General features: G+C 59.7%; 16 protein-coding genes. 9 read left to right on the forward strand and 7 right to left on the reverse strand.

Features of this window, described 5'->3' with window-relative positions:
• Positions 1-69 precede the first annotated feature (69 nt).
• A complete protein-coding gene (locus tag ACVWXZ_RS08200) occupies positions 70-2595 on the forward strand; it encodes a DNA gyrase/topoisomerase IV subunit A (RefSeq protein ID WP_457403979.1) in 2526 nt (841 codons plus the stop codon).
• 22 nt (positions 2596-2617) lie between these two features.
• On the opposite strand, the gene ACVWXZ_RS08205 is transcribed toward ACVWXZ_RS08200, so the two are convergent.
• A complete protein-coding gene (locus ACVWXZ_RS08205) occupies positions 2618-3127 on the reverse strand; it encodes a hypothetical protein (RefSeq protein WP_457403978.1) in 510 nt (169 codons plus the stop codon).
• Positions 3128-3431: 304 nt separating this feature from the next.
• Here ACVWXZ_RS08205 and ACVWXZ_RS08210 point away from each other — a divergent pair, with 304 nt between their 5' ends.
• The 3 genes from ACVWXZ_RS08210 to ACVWXZ_RS08220 all read left to right on the forward strand — a co-directional run bounded on the left by ACVWXZ_RS08210 (position 3432) and on the right by ACVWXZ_RS08220 (position 7295).
• Positions 3432-4307, forward strand: a complete 876-nt coding sequence (locus ACVWXZ_RS08210; RefSeq protein WP_457395729.1) for an SDR family NAD(P)-dependent oxidoreductase — start codon at positions 3432-3434, stop codon at positions 4305-4307.
• A 136-nt stretch (positions 4308-4443) separates the two neighbouring features.
• On the forward strand, positions 4444-6366 hold the full coding sequence (gene ftsH / locus ACVWXZ_RS08215; RefSeq protein WP_457395727.1) for an ATP-dependent zinc metalloprotease FtsH: 1923 nt from the start codon (positions 4444-4446) through the stop codon (positions 6364-6366).
• A 107-nt stretch (positions 6367-6473) separates the two neighbouring features.
• Positions 6474-7295 carry a class I SAM-dependent methyltransferase gene (locus ACVWXZ_RS08220; protein WP_457403976.1) on the forward strand — a complete coding sequence of 274 codons (822 nt, stop codon included), beginning with the start codon at positions 6474-6476 and terminating at the stop codon, positions 7293-7295.
• Positions 7296-7423: 128 nt separating this feature from the next.
• Here ACVWXZ_RS08220 and ACVWXZ_RS08225 read toward each other — a convergent pair whose 3' ends face one another.
• Both ACVWXZ_RS08225 and dnaA read right to left on the reverse strand, forming a co-directional pair.
• Positions 7424-8107, reverse strand: coding sequence for a hypothetical protein (locus ACVWXZ_RS08225; RefSeq protein ID WP_457441958.1), 684 nt, complete (start codon positions 8105-8107; stop codon positions 7424-7426).
• Between the two features lie 166 nt (positions 8108-8273).
• Positions 8274-9677, reverse strand: coding sequence for a chromosomal replication initiator protein DnaA (dnaA, locus tag ACVWXZ_RS08230; RefSeq protein WP_414382552.1), 1404 nt, complete (start codon positions 9675-9677; stop codon positions 8274-8276).
• A gap of 226 nt (positions 9678-9903) precedes the next feature.
• On the opposite strand from dnaA, the gene rpmH reads away from it, so the two are divergent.
• The 5 genes from rpmH (at position 9904) to ACVWXZ_RS08255 (ending at position 15620) form a co-directional block, all read left to right on the forward strand.
• The gene (gene rpmH / locus ACVWXZ_RS08235) at positions 9904-10044 is read left to right on the forward strand and encodes a 50S ribosomal protein L34 (RefSeq protein ID WP_011434477.1); all 141 of its coding nucleotides are present in this window, start codon (positions 9904-9906) and stop codon (positions 10042-10044) included.
• A 93-nt stretch (positions 10045-10137) separates the two neighbouring features.
• Entirely contained in the window at positions 10138-10539 is a 402-nt protein-coding gene (gene rnpA, locus ACVWXZ_RS08240) for a ribonuclease P protein component (protein WP_414522292.1), read from the forward strand.
• A gap of 83 nt (positions 10540-10622) precedes the next feature.
• On the forward strand, positions 10623-14183 hold the full coding sequence (gene smc / locus ACVWXZ_RS08245; protein WP_457441959.1) for a chromosome segregation protein SMC: 3561 nt from the start codon (positions 10623-10625) through the stop codon (positions 14181-14183).
• Between the two features lie 88 nt (positions 14184-14271).
• On the forward strand, positions 14272-14853 hold the full coding sequence (locus tag ACVWXZ_RS08250; RefSeq protein ID WP_011434474.1) for a Uma2 family endonuclease: 582 nt from the start codon (positions 14272-14274) through the stop codon (positions 14851-14853).
• A 185-nt stretch (positions 14854-15038) separates the two neighbouring features.
• A complete protein-coding gene (locus ACVWXZ_RS08255; RefSeq protein ID WP_414382545.1) occupies positions 15039-15620 on the forward strand; it encodes a Uma2 family endonuclease in 582 nt (193 codons plus the stop codon).
• Positions 15621-15790: 170 nt separating this feature from the next.
• Here ACVWXZ_RS08255 and rsgA read toward each other — a convergent pair whose 3' ends face one another.
• The 4 genes from rsgA to dnaK all read right to left on the reverse strand — a co-directional run bounded on the left by rsgA (position 15791) and on the right by dnaK (position 20220).
• Positions 15791-16834, reverse strand: a complete 1044-nt coding sequence (gene rsgA, locus ACVWXZ_RS08260; RefSeq protein ID WP_457482377.1) for a ribosome small subunit-dependent GTPase A — start codon at positions 16832-16834, stop codon at positions 15791-15793.
• Entirely contained in the window at positions 16831-17100 is a 270-nt protein-coding gene (locus tag ACVWXZ_RS08265) for a sulfurtransferase TusA family protein (RefSeq protein ID WP_414329168.1), read from the reverse strand. The genes rsgA and ACVWXZ_RS08265 overlap by 4 nt, the downstream gene beginning before the upstream one ends.
• Positions 17097-18281, reverse strand: coding sequence for a molecular chaperone DnaJ (gene dnaJ / locus ACVWXZ_RS08270; protein ID WP_011434470.1), 1185 nt, complete (start codon positions 18279-18281; stop codon positions 17097-17099). Before dnaJ ends, ACVWXZ_RS08265 begins: the two co-directional genes overlap by 4 nt.
• A gap of 130 nt (positions 18282-18411) precedes the next feature.
• Complete coding sequence (gene dnaK / locus ACVWXZ_RS08275; RefSeq protein WP_457482378.1) at positions 18412-20220, reverse strand: molecular chaperone DnaK; 1809 nt, start codon at positions 20218-20220, stop codon at positions 18412-18414.
• Positions 20221-20245: the final 25 nt, after the last annotated feature.

Here is a 20245-nt window from a genome sequence, read left to right on the forward strand (position 1 = left end):
GGGATCCCACCTCGCAAGAACCAGAGAAGCGGCTAGAGTAACCTGGAAAGCGTTCCGCTCCTGTGTGCCATGACTCAGCAACTGACTCTCGACGGACTGGGATCCGAATCGAACGGGGGGCCGCGTCAAGGGCGGGTGATTGCCACCGATTTGCAGGGGGAGATGCAGCGCTCCTACCTGGAATACGCCATGAGCGTGATTGTCGGGCGGGCCTTGCCAGATGTCCGGGATGGCTTAAAGCCGGTGCACCGCCGCATTCTCTATGCCATGCACGAGTTGGGCCTGACGCCGGATCGCCCCTACCGCAAATGCGCACGGGTGGTGGGGGATGTGCTGGGGAAATATCACCCCCACGGGGATCAGGCAGTTTATGACGCGCTGGTGCGCATGGCACAAGACTTTTCCAGCCGCTATCCCCTGGTGGCGGGACACGGCAACTTCGGCTCTGTGGATGATGACCCGCCGGCGGCTATGCGCTACACGGAGTGCCGGCTGGCGGAGCTGAGCCACACAGCGCTTCTGGAGCAGGTGTCGGAAGAGATCGTCGATTTCATGCCCAATTTCGACGGATCCCAGGCGGAGCCCACCGTTCTTCCGGCCCGCTTGCCCATTTTGCTGCTCAACGGCTCTGCCGGCATTGCTGTGGGCATGGCCACCAATATCCCACCCCACAACCTGGGGGAAGTGGTGGATGGCCTGTTGGCTTTGATCGACCATCCCGACCTCAGCCCTGAGGAACTGTTGCGCTGGATCCCAGGGCCGGATTTTCCCACCGGCGGCCAAATCTTAGACACCCAAGGGATCCGCGAAGCCTACCTCACCGGGCGCGGTTCCATCACCCTGCGGGGGGTAGCCCGATTTGAGGAGATCCAGCCGGGCAAAGGACGCCACCGGCGGCCTGCTCTGGTGATCACTGAATTTCCCTACCAGGTGAACAAAGCCGCCTGGATCGAAAAAGTGGCCGAGCTGGCCAACCAAGACCGCATCAGCGGCATCGCCGATCTGCGCGATGAGTCGGATCGCAGCGGCATTCGCGTGGTGGTGGAGCTGAAGCGAGAGGCCAACCCACAGGCGGTTTTGCAGCAGTTGTATAAGCTCACCCCTTTGCAAAGCAACTTTGGAGCCATCCTGCTGGCTTTGGTGAACGGGGAACCGCGGCAGCTGAGCCTCAAAGAGATCCTGCAGCACTTTTTGCAATTTCGCGAGGCCACCCTCAACCGGATGTTCCGTGCCGAGTTGCAGCAGGTGCAGCGCAAGGCGGAAGAGGTGGCAGGAATGTTGCTGGCGTTGGCGGATCTGGAGGGGGTGATCGAGCTGCTGCGGCAAGCGCCCGATGGCACCACGGCCAAAGCCCAATTGCAAACTCGCCTGGGCTGTACCCCCCAGCAGGCAGAGACGATTTTGGCCATGCCTCTGCGTCGCCTGACGGGATTGGAGCGGGAACGGCTGCACCAGGAACATGCCCAGTTGCAGGCCCGCATCGAAGAACTGCAGGGGCTACTCAGCGACCGCCGCAAGCTCTTGAACTACCTGAAAAAAGAGCTGCGCCACTTGAAGAAAATCTTCGGGGATCCCCGGCGCACCCAGATCCTCTCGGCCTCGGAGCTGGAAGCGGAAGTGGCCCAAATCCCCAGCGGCGAAGAGACGGAAGAGACCCACTTCTTGCTGCAATTCACCCGCAAGGGCTATGTGCGCCGCCTGCCTCTGCCTGGCCGTCGCTCCCGCAGCAACCCCGCGCAACGGGAACTGGGGGAAGATGTGCTGGTCGGCCTGGAATGCGTCACGCTGGAGCAGGAAATCTTGGTGCTCACCGCCGGCGGCAAGGCTTTTACCGTGCCCATCGCAGGGATCCCCCTCAGCACTGGGTCCTCACGGGGGGTGCCTCTGGTTACCCTTCTCCCCAACCCCGAGCCGATGGTTGCCACCTTCACGTTGGCTCCGGATCCGGGCAAGGCAAGTTTGGTGGTGCTCAGCCGGCAGGGGCGGATCAAGCGGCTGGCCCTGGCAGAGTTGATGGGCCTTACCCAACGGGGATCCACCGTCCTCAAGCTAAAAGAGGGAGATGAGCTGGGCTGGGCAGCCCTTTGGGATCCCGGCTGCCAAGGCTACAGCGTTGCTCTGGCGACTTCAGGGGGACGGGTGCTGCGGCTGGCTGCCGAAGGGATCCCTTTGATGGGTCGAGCGGCTATGGGATCGCCGGCCCTGCGTTTGGGGCGCGCCGAGCGAATAGTTGGTATGGCGCTGCTGCCCCCGCAAGGGATCCTGGTTCTGGCCAGCCGGTTGGGCCACCTGAAGCGCTTGCCCCTGAGCGAGATCCCCATCTTGGAGCGGAGTCCGGTGGGCGCGCCGGCCTTTCACTTCTCCGACCGAGGGGATGTGCTGGTGGGCTTGGTGGGTCTCCCCCCCGAGCTGGAGAGGCATTCCCATCTGCAACTGGATGTGATCACGGAGTCTGAACAGGTGTACTCCTTCTCTCCTGCCGAGATCCCGCTGCAAAGCCGCTCCGGGGGCGGATCCCTCCTGGTCAAAGGGGAGCGGGTCAGGGAGTTGCGCCTGTTCTGGCCGCAGTGGCTGCCGGAAGGCGATGTGGGATAGCTCTTGGGGGAGCAGAAGATCCCTAGGACGAAGAGCCTTCCCCAGGCGAGGCCGAATCGGTCGGCGGGGAGCCGGGATCCGTCTCCGGCACTTCGGGATGGCGAACGGGCTTGGGTAGGGTGCCACCTGACCTGATAACCAAACAGCGCACGGTTTGGTGCAGCTCCTCCAGCAAAATGCTGATGGCAGAGCGGAAGTCTCGGTGGTCATCTCGCATTTGCTCCAGCATGGCGCGGATGACTTCCTGACAATCCTTCAGGATGTGCTGCTGCTGGGCAACAATCTGCACCAGTTCGCTTTGTTCCTTGAGCAGCTCCCGCAGACAGGAGCGCAGCTCTTCCACATGGCTCTGCCAAAGGGCCTGTCCTTCCCGCAGCTCCATCACGCTGGTGCGCAAATCGGCGGTCGAGTCTCTTAGGGCTTCGCTGTGGCGGCGCTCGGCTTCCAGTTGCTTTTGCTGCTCCTGCTGCTGCTGCCGCAGCTCAGAGTTGGCCTTGAGGTTGGCTTCCGCTGCCCTGAGCAATTGAGCCAATCGAACCTCAGTAACAACCCAACGCTCTTCCGGGGAGAGAGATCGACCTCGGCCAACTCGCCTGCAGAAGTACTTCACAGTCGCTGCACCCTATACACAACTCTCTACTTTAAATCAAAGCACCATAGGACTTCAGCCCAAGCAGAGACCTGTCTATCGGGCTTTGTCCCGGCTGTTTTCTGGGTTTACCCAATGTAGCCATGATAGCGGATGCCGAATCCAGAAGTTCGGAAGACGGAGCTGCCCCTCTCCAGGGATCCCAGTCGTTCTTCTAGGATGGTGGAGAGTTTGGATAAAAGAAACCATGCCTTCACTTGCAAATCAGGTGGTGCTGATTACCGGCGCCTCTGCTGGAATTGGGGAAGCCGTCGCTCTGGAGGCGGCCAAACGCGGGGCTCGCTTGGTGCTGGCGGCCCGCCGGGAAGGGCTGCTGCGAAACGTCAAAGACTTGGTGGAGAGTCGGGGAGCGGAGGCGCTGGTGGTGCCCACCGACATGGCCGATACGGCCCAGGTGGAGGCGCTGGCCCAAAAGGCTCTGGATCACTTTGGCCGGGTGGATATCCTGGTGAACAACGCCGGCTATGGCCAGATGGGGCCGGTGGAAGAGGTGGATGTGGCGGCCATGCGGCGCCAGTTTGAGGTGAATGTATTTGGCTTGCACGCCCTCACCCGTGCCCTCTTGCCCCAAATGCGGGAACGGGGCAGTGGCCGCATCCTCAACCTCAGCTCGGTGGCCGGCCAGCTGTCCATGCCTTTCAGCGGCGTTTACAACGCAACCAAGTTTGCTGTCGAAGCCCTCAGCGACGCCCTGCGGGTGGAAGTGGCCCCCTTCGGCATCAAGGTTATCTTGATCGAGCCGGGGCCGGTAGCCACCGAGTTTGGCCGCGTGGCGGAAGAAACCTTTGCTGCCGTTGTCAACCCCAACGGCCCCTACAAGGCGATCTTGGACAAGACCGCCGAGCTGGCCAGCTCGTTCAGCAAAATGGCCTGGCCGGTGGAAAAAGTGGTGGAGCCGATCTTGAGGGCGATGACCGATCCTCACCCTTCCGACCGCTACACCGCTTTCACGGGGGGTAAGGTGGCGTTGGGGCTGATGCGGCTCATGCCCGCTGCTCTGGCTGACTCCATGTGGCGGCGCGTCTATGGGCTGGATGGTCTGGGATCCCCCGGCTCGGCCTAACTGCAGGCTGGTGGCGGGCATCGGATGGGGCAGGGATCCCTCAGGAGCTCATCCTTGCGGGGGTAGGGTTGTGCCTTCCAGGAGGGACAGGTTAAGTTTGTTAAAGGACTTTTAATAACCGAGCGTTCTCTTCCCTATGAACAAGCCTCTATCTCCCCAGCGCTGGCTGATCGCCCTCCTGCTGGGCTTTTGTCTCTGGCAGGGATCCGGCCTGGTGCTGCAGCCTGCACCCGCCCATGCAGCTTTGGCCTCGGCCCTCACCTACGATCGCTTTTTGCGCTACGTCGAGGAGGGGCGGGTTACGGATGTGCGCCTCACGGACAACAATCTGGTAGCTGAAGTTACGGCTGTGGATCCCCAGACCCAGCATTCCACCCGCTACCGAGTGAACCTGCTGCCCAACACCGTACCGCAACTGGTGGACCGCCTCACCGAGCAGGGGATCGAAGTGGCAGTGGTACCCACCCGCAATGGCAGCGCCTTTTGGGCGCTTCTGGGCAACCTGGTGATCCCGCTGTTGCTGTTGGGAGGGTTGTTCTTTTTCCTGCGGCGTGCCGGTGCTGGAGCGGGCGGCCCTGGGCAGGCAATGAACTTCGGCAAATCGCGGGCCCGCTTTCAGATGGAAGCCAAAACCGGCGTTAAGTTCGACGATGTGGCCGGGATTGAAGAAGCCAAAGAAGAATTGCAAGAGGTGGTTACCTTCTTGAAGAAGCCGGAGCGCTTCACCGCTGTTGGGGCCAAGATCCCCAAAGGCGTGTTGTTGGTGGGGCCGCCGGGGACGGGCAAAACCCTTCTGGCCAAGGCCATTGCCGGCGAGGCAGGAGTGCCTTTCTTTAGCCTGTCCGGCTCTGAGTTTGTGGAAATGTTTGTCGGGGTGGGCGCCTCTCGCGTGCGGGATCTCTTCAAGAAGGCCAAGGAGAATGCGCCTTGCATCGTCTTCATCGACGAGATCGACGCGGTGGGCCGGCAGCGGGGGGCCGGCATCGGCGGTGGCAACGACGAACGCGAGCAAACCCTGAACCAGTTGCTCACGGAGATGGACGGCTTTGAGGGCAACACCGGCATTATCGTGATTGCCGCCACCAACCGCCCTGATGTGTTGGATGCCGCTCTCTTGCGTCCGGGGCGCTTCGACCGCCAGATTACGGTGGATCGGCCTAGCTTTAAGGGGCGCTACGAGATCTTGCGGGTGCATGCCCGCAACAAGAAGCTGGCGGAAGAGGTCAGCCTAGAGGCGATTGCCCGCCGTACCCCTGGCTTTGCCGGCGCGGATCTGGCCAACCTGCTCAATGAAGCGGCCATTTTGGCGGCCCGCCGTCAGCGCATGGCCATCACCAACCAAGACATTGAGGACGCCATTGACCGCATCACCATTGGCCTGACCAAGCCGCCGCTTCTGGACGGCAAGAGCAAGCGCCTGATCGCCTACCACGAGTGTGGCCATGCCCTGTTGATGACACTTTTGCCCCACGCGGATCCCTTGAACAAGGTGACCATCATCCCCCGTTCCGGCGGTGCAGGTGGCTTTGCCCAGCAACTGCCCAACGAGGAGCAGATCGACTCCGGCATGTACAGCCGCGCTTGGCTGCTGGATCGGGTGGTGGTGGGCTTTGGCGGTCGGGCGGCCGAAGAGATCGTCTTCGGCTACTCGGAAGTGACCACCGGAGCCAGCAACGACCTGCAGCAGAACACGAATCTGGTGCGGCAGATGGTGACCCGCTTTGGCATGTCCGAGCTGGGGCCCTTGATGTTGGATCCCCCCAACAACGAGGTATTCTTGGGCGGCGGCTGGATGAACCGCGTCGAGTACTCGGAGGATGTGGCCGCCAAGATCGACCGCCAGGTGCGGCAGATCCTGGAGAGCTGTTACCAGAAAGCCAAGCAGATTTTGCTGGAGCACCGCCCTCTGCTGGATCGATTGGCCGATACCTTGGTGGAACGGGAAACCCTGGATGGCGACGAATTCCGGGCGATTGTCTCGGAGTATGTGCCCATCCCGGAGAAGGTCGGCCTACCCAGTCCATTCCCGGAAGCGGGACGGAGTCCAAAGTTGGTCTAGGGGATCCCATCTCCATTGCCAGATAGACAACTGGGGGGGGTGTTGGGGCTGGATCCCGGCAGCTGCCCCCTTTTCCTCGCGAGTTTTGGGTTGCGTTGGGCTGTCGCATGCTCTCTTCGCTCTCTGCTTTGCCGGTTCACCTCTATCGCTGCCTGAGCTGCGGTCGGGAAGGGTTGACCCAATCACCAGGGCGGGAACAGGGATCCGCGGCGGATCGGGTTTATTGTCCCAGTTGCGGCCAGGTTTACCCCATCACCGCTTCTGGGGCTGTGGATTTTATCGGCAGCTCATCGGACCTGCATCTCACGCCGGCCCAAGCCATTGCCCATCTGCCTGGGTTTGCCTGGGGCTACGATCGCCTCTGGCGGCCCTGGGCCCTGTCGCTGCTGACGGGAGAGAGCTTTGGCAGCGAGCGGGAGAGTCAACTGCTGGCCGAGTTGGTGGGGGAGGGGGATCCCATCTTGGATTTGGGCACTGCCGGGGGGTACTGGAGCCGCTTGCTCCTGGCCAAGGATCCACAACGGACGGTGATCGGCCTGGACAATGCAGCAGGGGTATTGGCGGAAGCCGCTCAACAAGCGCAGCCCCACTGGCAGCACTACAGCCTGATGCGGGCTCGGGCTGAACAGCTTCCCCTCGCCTCTGGAACTTTTGGGGCGGTGATCAGCGGGGCCACCTTGAACGAATTGCCTTTGGATCCCTGTTTGCGGGAAATTGCCCGTGTGTTGAGACCGGGAGGAGCCTTTGTCTCGATGCACAGCCAGCAGGTCCAGGGATGGGGGCAGATGGTGCAGCAATGGCTGGAAGCCACCAGCCTTCATTTTTTCTCAGAAACCCAGCTGCGCGAGCACCTTCAACAGGTGGGGCTGCAGTTGGAGCGTTATCTCAGCTTGGGTTGGGTGGCCTTTGTGCGGGCAGTGCGCCTCTGATCTGGGCTGGGTTGAGGTGGCCATTCATTGAGTCCAGAGCGGAGCCATCACCCAAATCCAAGTCGCGTCGATCCCCAGCCCTCCTCTTCCACCGGGAGAGGGCCTGGGAGTGAGGGCGAGAGCGCAGGCTAGGGGATCCACTCCAGCCCAACGCCAAAGCTAAACTCCCGATCCAGGGTCGAGTTGCGCAGGCTATAGCGAGCAGAAAGACGAAAGGAAGGGCTAATGGCATAGGCAGCGGTGATCTCCGCCAGGGTGGCCTGTCCTTCTTCCGGCTCCTGGGGGGCAACCCAACTGTAGCTACCGGTCAAATCTGCAGCTCCGGGAGCCAAGGCCAAAACGGCAAAAGCCCCATAGCTAACTCCACTGAGGCTGCGGTTCTTTTGTTCCAAAGCCCGATACCCCAGTTGTGGCGCCAGATTAAAACGGGATCCCAGGGGGGCCAGAAAGTAACGCATTTCCGACCCGTACTGGCGCACTTCGGGATGTTCGGAAGATTGGCGATAGTCACCACTGAGGGTGAGGCGATCTCCCAGGCGCAAATCCTGCAGGCTGATTCGCCAGTGCGAAGAGGACTCAAAGCCGGCCTGCAAGCGGGTGGGCAAGACGGGCGTGTTGCGGATTTCTTCCAGGAGATTGGGCGGGTTTTGCAGCCAGCGGCGCAACACGGGGCTGTCTTCTAAAATTCGGTCATCCAAGCCCAAATCCAAAGCGGCTGAGAGGGTGGCCGGCACCGGATCTGGAATAGGGGCTTGCTGGGAATTGGCCCAAACTGGCCGCTCAGGCACCAGTCCAGCCCAGAGGAGCAGCATACCCAGGCGAAGCCCTTTGCCAGACTGTCTCACCACCTGCAACCACATTCATTGCGTCCCTACTGTAGCCGCTTTCCGAGGGATTCTCCACGCAGACGGGCAAGGCTGGAGGTGCTCCACAGCGCGGCAACAACACCTCAAAGACGGCCCAGCGACAACAGAAAGCCTAGCTGCTCCGGCTGTTGGCAACCACCCGCAAGCGCTCGACCAATTTTTGCAGTTGCCGTTCAAATTGCAGACTTTGCCGCTGTAGCTGACTGACTTTCTCACAGCTATAGAGGACGGTGGTGTGATCTTTTCCCCCAAAGTAGTCGCCAATTTTGGGCAGGCTGAGGTTGGTGTAGTGGCGCATCAAGAACATGGCAATTTGCCGTGCTTGGCTGATGTCACGCTTGCGGGAGGATCCCAGTAAACTGTCTCGGTCGATGCCGAATTCTTCACAGACCACATCGGTAATCATGTCGGCGGTGATCTCTTTCGGCTCGCTGGGGGGATTGAGGATGGGCTGAATCGTCTCTACACTCATCGGCAAGCCGGAAATGGAAACATAGGCGACGGCGCGGATCAGGGCACCTTCCAGCTCGCGGATGTTGCTGGTGTAGGTGGTGGCAATGTACTCGATCACGTCGGCGGGCAGGTTCATCCCCTCGTACTCGGCTTTCTTCTTGAGAATGGCCATGCGGGTTTCGATATCCGGCGATTGAATTTCCGCAATCAAACCCATGGAGAAACGAGAACAAAGCCGCTCCTGCAGACGCGGGATCAGATGAGGAGAGCGGTCGGCGGCCAGTACGATCTGTTTGCCGGACTCGTGCAGCGTATTAAAGGTGTGAAAAAACTCCTCTTGGGTGTACTCTTTGCCTTCGATAAATTGAACGTCGTCCACCAATAAAATATCCACATCCCGATAGTGCTCCCGGAAAGACTGCATGCTGTCTCGCCGGATGGCATCGATTAAATCGTTGGTAAACCGTTCGGTGGACACGTAGAAGACCTTGGCGCGTGAATTGGCCTCCAGTTGGTAGTGGCCAATGGCCTGCATCAGGTGGGTTTTGCCCAGCCCTACCCCGCCGCAGAGAAACAGGGGGTTGTAGGCGCGCCCAGGCTTGTCGGCCACAGCCAGAGCTGCAGCGTGAGCCATGCGGTTGTTGGGGCCAACCACAAACCGCGAGAAGGAATACTTGGGGTTGAGATCCGGCGCCCGCATGGGCAGGCTGCCGCCGACTTCCAGTCCTAGGGTGGTGGAGGCAGGTAAGCTGCCGGCTCTGCCCGATGTTGGGGAAATCGCCCTTGAAGGGGGTTCTGCCTCGACAGAAGCGTGGGGGGAAACGGAAAACTCCACCTGCAAAGGGATCCCGGCTACCCGCTGCACCACCTCGGTGATGGTGGAAGCGTAGTGCTTTTGCAGCCAGCCCCGTGCCCATTCGCTGGGGGTACAGATGGTGAGGCGGTTGTCCACCAACGATTCAGCCCGCGCCGTTTTGATCCAAGCCTCGAAGGTTGGACGGCTGAGCTGCACCTGCAGATGACACAGGGCTTCATCCCAGAGCTGATCCAGGGAAATATCCACACCACACACTCAGAGCGACACAGCAGAAGCCCAGAGGAAACAGCGGCGGCTTCCTCGACAGGAGCTTCGGGATTCCCAATTTAACTGCTCGGCGCGGGGTGGCCAATCTAGCAATTTTCCATTGAGTCTGCTAGGATTAACCACCTGTGATCAGTTGCCAGCAGGCTGAATGGCAGTCTGGTCAGCTCTGGCAGATGATCTTGGCTTCATTGGTTGGCTTCTCACCATGACTCAGCGTACCCTTCGTGGCACCAATCGCAGACGCATTCGCGTCTCTGGGTTTCGGGCCAGAATGCGAACGGCAACCGGGCGTCAGGTCTTGCGGCGACGGCGGGCCAAGGGTCGTTATCGCCTGGCGGTTTCCTAAGCCCTTTGGTCAGAGATTTGATTTGTCTTGGTTTTTTGGAGCGTTGCAGCCCAAAACTCGCTGACTTCTGGGGCAGACTCTCCTCGGTGCCCAATGTTGCCGGCTCCTCATCGATTGCGGGATCGACGAGCTTTTCAGGCGCTCTACCAGGGAGGCCAACGTCGTTCCGGTGCAGGCTTGACCCTGCTGTTTCAGCCGATGCCGGTGGGGTGTGAAGGGATCCCTAGCCAAGTGGGGCTGGTGATCGGCAGAAAGGTGAGCAAATCTGCCGTAAAACGGAATCGGCTGCGACGCCAGTTGCGAGAAATCTTGCGCCCTCTGTGCCCAAACCTGAAACCCGGATACCGGCTGCTGTTTATCTCCAAGGCAAACTTACTGACCTACCGCTGGCCGGAGCTGAGGGCGGAGGTGCATCGTCTTTTACAAAAGGCCGACCTGCTCGTCGGCACAGATGTAGACTCAACAGGTGCAGACTCAGATGCCAAGCCGTCCTAAGAAACTTGAGCTGCACAGGTTTTTGCTACCCATGCTAGCCTGTTGCCATCATCTGCCGGTGGTCACGCTAGATATGGGGTGTCATGTACGTCAAGCGGATTGAGCTGACCCGATTTAAGTCCTTTGGTAGCACAACCTCGATACCCCTGTTGCCGGGGTTCACGGTTATTTCTGGCCCCAATGGCTCCGGTAAGTCTAACATCCTGGATGGGATCCTGTTCGCGCTGGGTTTATCGTCCTCGCGGGGGATGCGGGCAGAGAGGCTTTTGGATCTGGTGCATTCCGGCAGCCTCAACGGCAATCGGCAGGTGGAAACCCATGTTTCTGTCACCTTTGAGCTGGGGCCGGGAGAAGATGGTCAGCCCAGGGAATGGAAAGTCAGTCGCCGGCTGCGGGTCAAGCCCGGAAAGGCTGAGGATCCCACTCGCGATAGCGGGACGGATTCTCTCCCCTACACCAGCACTTTCTACATCAACGATGTGCCCTGTACCCTGAGCGAGCTGCACGAACAACTGGAGGCGATGCACATCTACCCCAACGGCTACAACGTCGTTTTACAGGGGGATGTCACCAGTATCATTTCCATGCACCCCAAGGAACGGCGGCAGATCATCGACGAATTGGCGGGGGTGGCCACCTTCGACCGCAAGATCGCCCAGGCCAACAGCAAGCTGGAGGCGGTACGGGAACAAATTGAGCGCTTTCGGCTCATCGAACAAGAATGGCAAGCTCAAGGAGAGCGGCTGCTCAGAGAGAGCGAAAAGGCCCAACACTATCAGCAACTGCGGCTGCAGTTGCAAACGCTGGAGCAGCAGCAACAGGTGTTGCTTTGGCGGCATTTGCAGGCCCAAGTGGAAGAAACCCAGGCGGCCATTCAGCGGTTTCTGGAAACTCAGGAGCAGGCCACTGCTCAGGTGCAGACCTTGAACGATCATTTGCAACAGGCCGAAGCCGCCCTGGCCGAGTTGCAAAGCCGCATCCATGCTCTTGGAGAGGAGGAATACCTGCACCTGCAAGCCCAAATCGCCGCCGCCGAAGCACAGCGGCAACAGGTCAGCCGACAGATCGCAGCCTGGCAGGAGGAGATCCAGCAAGCGCAGCGCCTACATCAGGAGTGCCAAGCCCAACAGCAGCATCTGCAGGCGGAGCTGGAACACCTGCACAGCCAACAAGAGCAACTGGCCCAAGCCCAGGGATCCCTGCAGGCCCAGGTTCAGAAAGCCCAAATTAGCTTGGAACAGAGCCGCGAACAGCTGCGCGCCCTAGCCCAATCCGCTGATGCCTGGGTGAAACAGCAGCGCTACCTCACCCGCCACATTGAGGAACTTCGCGCCGAACAGGAGCCTCTCCAACAGGAGCAAATTCGCCTGCAAGAGCGACAACGGCAACTGGAACGGCAAAGCCAAGAGATCCAGGCGGAGGTTGCCCAGATCGAGGCGTGGCTGGGATCCCACCTGGCCCTCACCGCCGAGCTGGAACACACTTGCCGACAGTCGGAAGCTCAGGTTCAGACCCTGGCCCAAGAGCTGGCCCAACTGCAGGCCGGCCTGGAGCTGGATCGCGCCACCCACGAGCGCCTGGCCGCCGAGCTGCACGCCAAGCAGCGGCAACTGGACAAATGGGAAACCCGCCGCCAAGTGTTGCAAGAATCCCAGGGATCCCGAGCGACCCAAGCCATCCTGAGTGCCCGTCTGCCGGGGGTTTTGGGGTTGGTGGCCCAGTTGGGGCAGGTGGATCCCCAGTATCAACTGGCGCTGGAGATCGCGGCAGGGAACCGGCTGCACTTTGTGGTGGTGGAGGATAACACCGTGGCCGTGAGCGCTGTCAACTTTTTGAAACGGGAAAAAGCCGGACGCGCCACCTTTTTGCCCTTGAATAAGCTCCAGCCCACCCGCCCCCCCAGCCCCCTGAAATTGGACGGCCTGATCGACTACGCCATTCGTTTGGTGCGTTTTGAAGAGCGCTACCGGGATGTTTTCGGCTTTGTGTTCGGCTCCACCCTGGTTTTCCAAAGCCTAGAGCTGGCCCAGCCCCACATCGGCAAGCACCGCATGGTTACTCTGGAAGGGGAGCTGTTGGAAACTTCGGGCGCCATGACCGGCGGCAGCGCCCCCCAGCGAGCTGGGATCCACTTTTCTGCCGGCGAACCTTCCGAGGAGGCCGCCTTGCGCTCCCGCTTGGCCGAGCTGGAGGAACTGCTGGCCGCCCTCACCCTGCGCCTACAAGCAGCCCAAGCCCGCGAAAAACAACTGGCCCAAGCCCTGCTCCTGGCTCGCCAAGACGCCCTGCAAGCCCAGCAATATCTGGAGCGGCACCAAGCCGACTGCCAAAAGCAACAGGCCCGCCTGCAACACCTGCAGGGATCCCTGGCGCAAAGGCAAAGCGAAAGCCACCAGATCCAGCAGCGGCTCCAGCAGATTCAACTGCGTTGGGATCCCTTGCAACAGCGCCTAGCCGATCTCACCCTCAAGCTCAGCCAACTGGAGGGATCCCCGGTGAACCAGCATTGGCAGCAACTGCAGCAGACGGTGCAGCAGCAAGAAAGTCGCTTGGCAGAGCTGCAGCAGCAACTGGCCCAACTGGAGCGGCAACAGCAGGAGAACTCCGGCCAACAACACCTGAAACAGGCCCAAATCCAGCACCACCAGGAGCGCCTGCAAGAGAGCGAACAGCGCCAAGCCCATCTGCAGGAGCAGATCGTCCAAGCCCAAGCCACCCTTGGTCACATCCAGCAACACCTTGCCGAGCAACGGCAACAGATAAGCCAGATCGAGGCCCGACTTTCCCACCTGCGCCAAGAGCGAGATCGGCAGGAATTTCAACTGCGGGCCCAACAACAGCAAATCCAACGCCTGGAGTGGGAACGCTACAACGCCCTCACCCAACAACAGGAAAAAGAGGCCCTGCTGGCCCAACTGCAAACCCAACTGCAAGCGGTGGCCCAAGAGCTGCCGGATCCGCTGCCCGACTTGCCCGCCACCCTGACCTTAGACGAGCTGCAGCGGCAAAAACGCAAAACCGAAGATCAACTGCGTTCCCTAGAGCCGGTAAACATGCTGGCCATTGCCGAATACGAACAGACCCAAGCTCGCCTGCGGGATCTCAGCGCCAAACTGGAAACCCTGCACCAAGAGCGCACCGAGTTGTTGCTGCGCATCGAGAACTTTTCCACCCTGCGTCGGCAAGCCTTCTTGGATGCCTTTCATGCCGTCAACGGCCATTTTCAAACCATCTTTGCCCAACTTTCCGATGGGGATGGCCATTTGGAATTGGAAAACCCAGAGGATCCCTTCGCAGGCGGTCTAACCTTGGTGGCCCACCCCAAAGGTAAGCCGGTGCGCCGTCTCAGCGCCATGTCGGGAGGAGAAAAATCCTTGACAGCCCTCAGCTTTATTTTTGCTCTGCAGCGATTCCGCCCTTCCAGCTTTTACGCCTTTGATGAAGTAGATATGTTTTTGGACGGGGCCAATGTGGAAAAATTGGCCAATATGATCTGGCAGCAATCTCGTCAGGCGCAGTTTTTGGTGGTCAGTTTACGCCGCCCCATGATCGAAAAAGCTGAGCACACCATTGGTGTAACCCAGGCCCGCGGTGCATACACTCAGGTGATCGGCCTGACCAAACCCGCCCCTCACCCCAGTTAAGATGTGGCTTGGTTAAGAGCAGAGGGCAAATCCTGAGGTCCCATTAGACTCATTCTAAGAATGGTTTAGGAGTGTCCAAACGCCTGCCATGGTTGCTCTGACTCTGAATCTATCCCCCCTGACAACCCTGAGCCGAGCAGATTTTATTCGGCTTTGTGCCGCCAATCCTGACCTGAAGCTGGAGCGTACCGCTCAAGGAGAATTGGTTATCATGTCTCCAACCGGCGGGGAAACCGGCCACTGGAATGCCGAAATCACCACAGACTTAACCCTTTGGAATCGGCAATCGGGCCGAGGGAAAAGCTTTGATTCTTCCACCGGATTTTCCTTGCCTTCAGGCAGCGACCGCTCCCCTGATTTGGCCTGGATCCCGATTGAAAAGTGGGAAGCTTTGGATCCCTCAGTCCGTCAAGGATTTTTGCCCTTGTGCCCCGATTTTGTGGTGGAGATCCTCTCGCCCACCGATTCTTGGATCCAAACTCAGGCCAAGATGCAAGAATACATGGACAACGGCTGCCGGCTGGGGTGGCTGCTGGATCCCAAGGCCAAGCGGGTGATGATCTACCGACAAGGGCAAGCGCCGGAATTGGTCGAAGATCCGGAAACCCTATCAGGAGAGGACGTGCTGCCGGGCTTCACCTTGCCCATTCGCAAGATCTGGTCGGCTTGATATGAGTAGCTTTCACGGATTTACGATCCCTGATACAGCTTTTTTCCACACCCTTAACCCAGCCAACTCTGATGGATCTCTTGCATGACAGGGATCCCACGCAATTGCAGAACTCTCCCAACCTTGGAAACAGCTGCAGTAAAAATGTTGAGCGATAGGCCAAAAACAGGCGGAGTCACACTACCATGGCTGCTCTGACTCTGAATCTATCTCCCCTGATAACCCTCAGCCGAGCAGATTTTATCCGGCTTTGTGCCGCCAATCCTGAGCTGAAGCTGGAGCGTACTGCCCAAGGAGAATTGGTCATCATGTCTCCAACCGGTGGGGAAACGGGCAATCTTAACTTTGAAATTGCCGGGGAAGTTTATGTTTGGAATCGGCAATCGGGCCGAGGGAAAAGCTTTGATTCTTCCACCGGATTTTCCTTGCCTTCAGGCAGCGACCGCTCCCCTGATTTGGCCTGGATCCCGATTGAAAAGTGGGAAGCTTTGGATCCCTCAGTCCGTCAAGGATTTTTGCCCCTGTGCCCCGATTTTGTGGTGGAGATCCTCTCGCCCACCGACTCTTGGATTCAAACTCAGGCCAAGATGCAAGAATACATGGACAACGGCTGCCGGCTGGGGTGGCTGCTGGATCCCAAGGCCAAGCGGGTGATGATCTACCGACAAGGGCAAGCGCCGGAATTGGTCGAAGATCCGGAAACCTTATCGGGAGAGGACGTGCTGCCGGGCTTCACCTTGCCCATCCGCAAGATCTGGTCCACCTGACATTCTACGGTCGTTTTATAGTCATTTTAGACAGGAATGAAACATTTCTGTTGTATTGTGTATTGGTTCCTAACTCCCCTCTCCCAAAGGAAGAGGGGCTGGGAGTGGTCGCAGAAGCTGCACGGAATGCTTGAGGAGTGTCTCAATCTAGTTTGGAATGACTATAGTCCTCAGATTGGGGTCTTTCGCGCAATTCTGGCGAGACTGGGATCTTGGCCAGGCTGGATAAGGCCCACCGATGCCTTTTGCACCTGCTGGACTTCTTGCAAAAGCTGCAAGTAAAAAGTCCGTCGTTCCCAATCCAGATCTCGGAGCCCACAGCCCGGCTCTCGATGGTGCAGGCAATCGCGAAACTGACAGGCGCCCAAGCGATCCCTTACTTCGGGGAAGCACCGTATCAACTGCAAAGGATGCACCGGCGGGATCCCTTCGCCAGCATTGAATCCCGGCGAATCGGCGATCCAACCGCCTTCCGGCAAAGGAAACAGCTCCACATGGCGGGTGGTGTGCCGACCATGGCCCAAACGTCTGGAGACGGCCTGAGTGGCCAGCCGAACGTCCGGCAGCAGCCGATTGAGCAAGCTGGATTTGCCCACCCCGGAAGGGCCTGTCACCACCGAGATCTGATCTCGACAGCACTGTTGCAACTGGGGGATCCCAGCTTGGGTGTGGGCACTGACCAACAGAGGCTCATATCCCCACCTCTGCAGACGCTCCACCCAAGTTGTCGCCACTTCTGGATCCACGCAGTCGCATTTGTTCAACACCACCTGAACCCGCAGTTGGCTGGCCTCGGCTTGCACCAGCAGACGACTGAGGGCGTTGGGCTCAGGGTCGGGCTCGGCCAGGGCCACCACCACCAGAACTTGGGTCGCGTTGGCAATAGCGGGTCGAGGCAGCTGAGTGCGCCGCGGCAGGATCGCCTCGATCACCCCCCGCTCCGGCCAGAGGTCGGCGGCAGCAGGCGGCAAGCGCACCTCCACCCAGTCCCCCACCATCACCTGCTGGCCCGTTTTTTTCAGCTTGGCCCGACAGGTACAGAGAATCTCCGCCGGGGTGGGCTTTTGAGCCGGAAACTGAGCCGGGATCTCGGGAAAAAGGGCGGCCAAACTCGGATCGATCCGCACGCGATAAAAGTTGGCCTGCGCTGCTCGCACCCAGCCGGTACAACTGGATCCCGGATCCCCCTTTCCTTCTGGTTTCACCGGGCTCATGGCGACGCAGGCGTGCCGCGACGCACCCAGAGAATGTAATGGCCTTCGGGGGAAGCTGCCTGTCCCTCAATCCGATGCCCGGCCATGGCTAGACTGTTGGGCACCTGCTCCAGGGGTTCTCCCGCATCCAGCCATAGCTCCAGCAATTCTCCAGGAGCCATGCGCTCCAGGCGCAGCTTCGCCCGCACGTAGTTAAGTGGGCAAGGGATCCCGCGCTGGTCAAGGATAAACTTGACCTCTTCCGACGAAACAGCCTCTGCAGTCATTCTTCCTCACGCTCCCGGTTGCCAGGCATCTGGGCCAGCCCCCGCAACAACCCGCCCAAGAAACCATCCCGCTTGTTGATGCGTTCTCCGTGCAGCTCAGCCAGGCGCATGAGCAATTCCCGCTCTTCTGAGCTGATGCGGGTGGGGATCTCCACCACCAAGGTGATTTGGTGGTCGCCCCGAGACATCGGGTTGCCAATGCGAGGTACCCCCTTGCCCTCCAGGGTCAGCACTGTACCCGGCTGGGATCCGGCTGGGATGGTCAGCTCCACCTCCTCCTCCAGGCCGGCTTTCGAGTCCACGGTGGGCACAGAGACCTTGGCCCCCAAGATGGCCTGCAAATAGCTCACCCGCACCTCCGAGAGAATGGTCAGGCCATCTCGCTGGAAGTCGGGATCCGGTTCCACGAATAGGTAGACGTAGAGATCCCCGGGCGGGCCACCGCGTCGACCGGCATCGCCTTCCCCAGAAACCCGCAAACGGGTGCCACTATCCACGCCGGCTGGAATGTTAATGCGCAGTTTCTTCGTGGTTTGGGCCAAGCCCTCGCCATTGCAGTTGTAGCAGGGCTCCTCCAACACCTGACCGCTGCCACCACAGGTGGGACAAACCGAGACCTGGGTAAAGTTGCCGAACGGCGTGCGGGTTGCCCGCCGCACCTGACCACTGCCCCCGCAGGTGGGGCAAGTTTTCACCTCCGTACCGGGCTTAGCCCCGCTGCCTCCACAGACATTGCAGACTTCCAAGTGGCTGATGCGAATCTGCTTTTCGCCGCCGAAGATGGCTTCCAGAAACTCCAGTTTGAGGTCAAAGCGCAGATCATCGCCCCGTACCGGCCCCTGGCGACTGCGGGCATAGCTGGCTCCTGCCCCTGCAAAGTTGGTGAAAAAGCTCTCGAAAATGTCGGCAAAGCCACCCATCCCCGCAAAATCCTGGAATCCACTTGCTGCCGCGGCAGCTCCACTCAAACCCGCCTCTCCAAAGCGATCGTAGCGGGCTTTCAGCTCATTATCAGAGAGCACCTCATAGGCACGGTTGATCTCCTTGAAGCGCTCCTCGGCGCCTGGCTCCTTGTTGACATCCGGGTGGTACTTACGAGCCAACCGTCGATAGGCGCGCTTGATCTCCTCTTTGGAGCTATCGCGGCTAACCCCCAAGATTTCATAGTAGTCGCGAGCCATAGAAGCGCTTCAGAAGAGGTTAAAGATCAAAACATCAGACACACTTGAGATGCAACTTGTCAGGCAGCACAACCGAAGCAGACCTACAAGGCACCGGAGCTGGGGGAGAGCAAGCAGTTGCCTAGAATCCTCAGCGAGCTCCATAGATCTCGCTACCCATCTCCAGCAGGACAGCCCGCAGTTCTTCCATTGCGTTCCGTAAAGTTGCTAAGTCTACGTTATCATTTGCCAGCAATGCCCTCAATGTGCCCGCCACTTGAGCCCCCCGCTGGATTCGAGCTTCGCTGAGACGATTGCCATGCTCCTGCAGGGTTTTGTCGTAGTTGTAGAGCAGGCTATCTGACTGGTTGCGGGCTTCCACCAACTGCCGCCGGCGCTGATCTTCTTCGGCATAGGCCTCCGCTTCCCGACGCATTCGCTCGATCTCGCTGCTGCTCAAGCCACCGTTGTTGGTGATCTTGACGCTCTGCTCGATTCCTGTCCCCTTTTCCCGAGCCGAGACTTTCAAGATCCCGTTGGCATCGATGTCAAAAGAAACCTCGATCTGGGGCACCCCACGGGGAGCCGGCGGGATCCCGGTCAGCTGAAAGCGGCCCAAGGTTTTGTTGTCTTTGGCCATGGCCCGCTCTCCCTGCAGGACGTGAATCTCCACCACACTCTGGCCATCGGTGGCAGTGGAGAAAATCTGGGTTTTACTGGTGGGAATGGTGGTGTTGCGCTCGATGATGCGGGTGAAGACTCCCCCCAGCGTTTCCACCCCAATCGAGAGAGGGATCACGTCCAGCAGCAGTAGATCTTTCACTTCTCCACCCACCACGCCTGCCTGGATGGCAGCGCCAAGGGCCACCGCCTCGTCCGGGTTGACGGAGCGATCTGGGTTTTTTTCGAAGATTTGCCGAATTTTCTCCTGGACAGCGGGAATACGAGTAGAGCCGCCCACCAGCAGCACGCGGTCGATGTCTGCAGGGGAGAGGCCAGCATCCCGCAGCGCCTGTTCTGTAGGCTCCACGGTGGCCTCCACCAGATCCCGCACCAACTCCTCAAACTTGCCGCGGGTCAGCTCCACTTCCAGGTGCTTGGGCCCCGAATCGTCGGCGGTGATAAAAGGCAGGTTAATGAGTGTAACCTGGGTGCTGGACAGCTCAATTTTGGCCTTCTCAGCAGCCTCCCGCATCCGCTGCAGGGCCATGCGATCCCGCGAGAGGTCGATCCCTTCCGTCTCCAAAAACTGACGGATGAGCCAATCGACAATTCTTTGGTCGAAATCATCCCCCCCCAGGTGGTTGTTGCCGGCGGTCGCCTGCACCTCGAACACCCCGCTGCCCAGTTGCAGCACCGAGACGTCGAAGGTGCCGCCACCCAAATCGAAAACCAGAATGCGTAGGTCTTGATCTTGTTTGTCTAGGCCATAGGCCAGGGCGGCTGCTGTCGGCTCGTTGATGATGCGCAGCACCTCCAGGCCGGCAATGGTGCCCGCATCTTTGGTGGCCTGCCGCTGGGCATCGGTAAAATAGGCGGGAACGGTGATCACGGCTTGGGTCACCGGCTCCCCCAGATAGGCCTCCGCATCGGCCTTCAGCTTTTGCAGGATCATGGCGGAGATCTCCTGCGGAGTGTAGGCGCGATCTTGCACCGCCACTTCCACCATGTTGTCTCGACCGGGGATGACCTTGTAGGGAACCCGCCTCCGCTCATCTTCGGTCTCGGCAAAGGTGCGGCCAATGAAGCGTTTGATGCTGAAGATGGTGTTTTCGGCATTGGTAACCGCCTGGCGCTTGGCCAGTTGGCCCACCAAGCGGGTGTTGTTCTTGGCGAAGCCGACAATGCTGGGGGTGGTGCGCCCTCCCTCGGCGTTGGTGATCACAACGGGCTGACCACCTTCCAAAACCGCCACGCAACTGTTGGTGGTTCCCAGGTCAATCCCGATGACTTTACCCATAGCCCCCTCTCCCCGTGCGCCAAGT

The organism is Thermostichus sp. MS-CIW-38, from assembly GCF_054058415.1.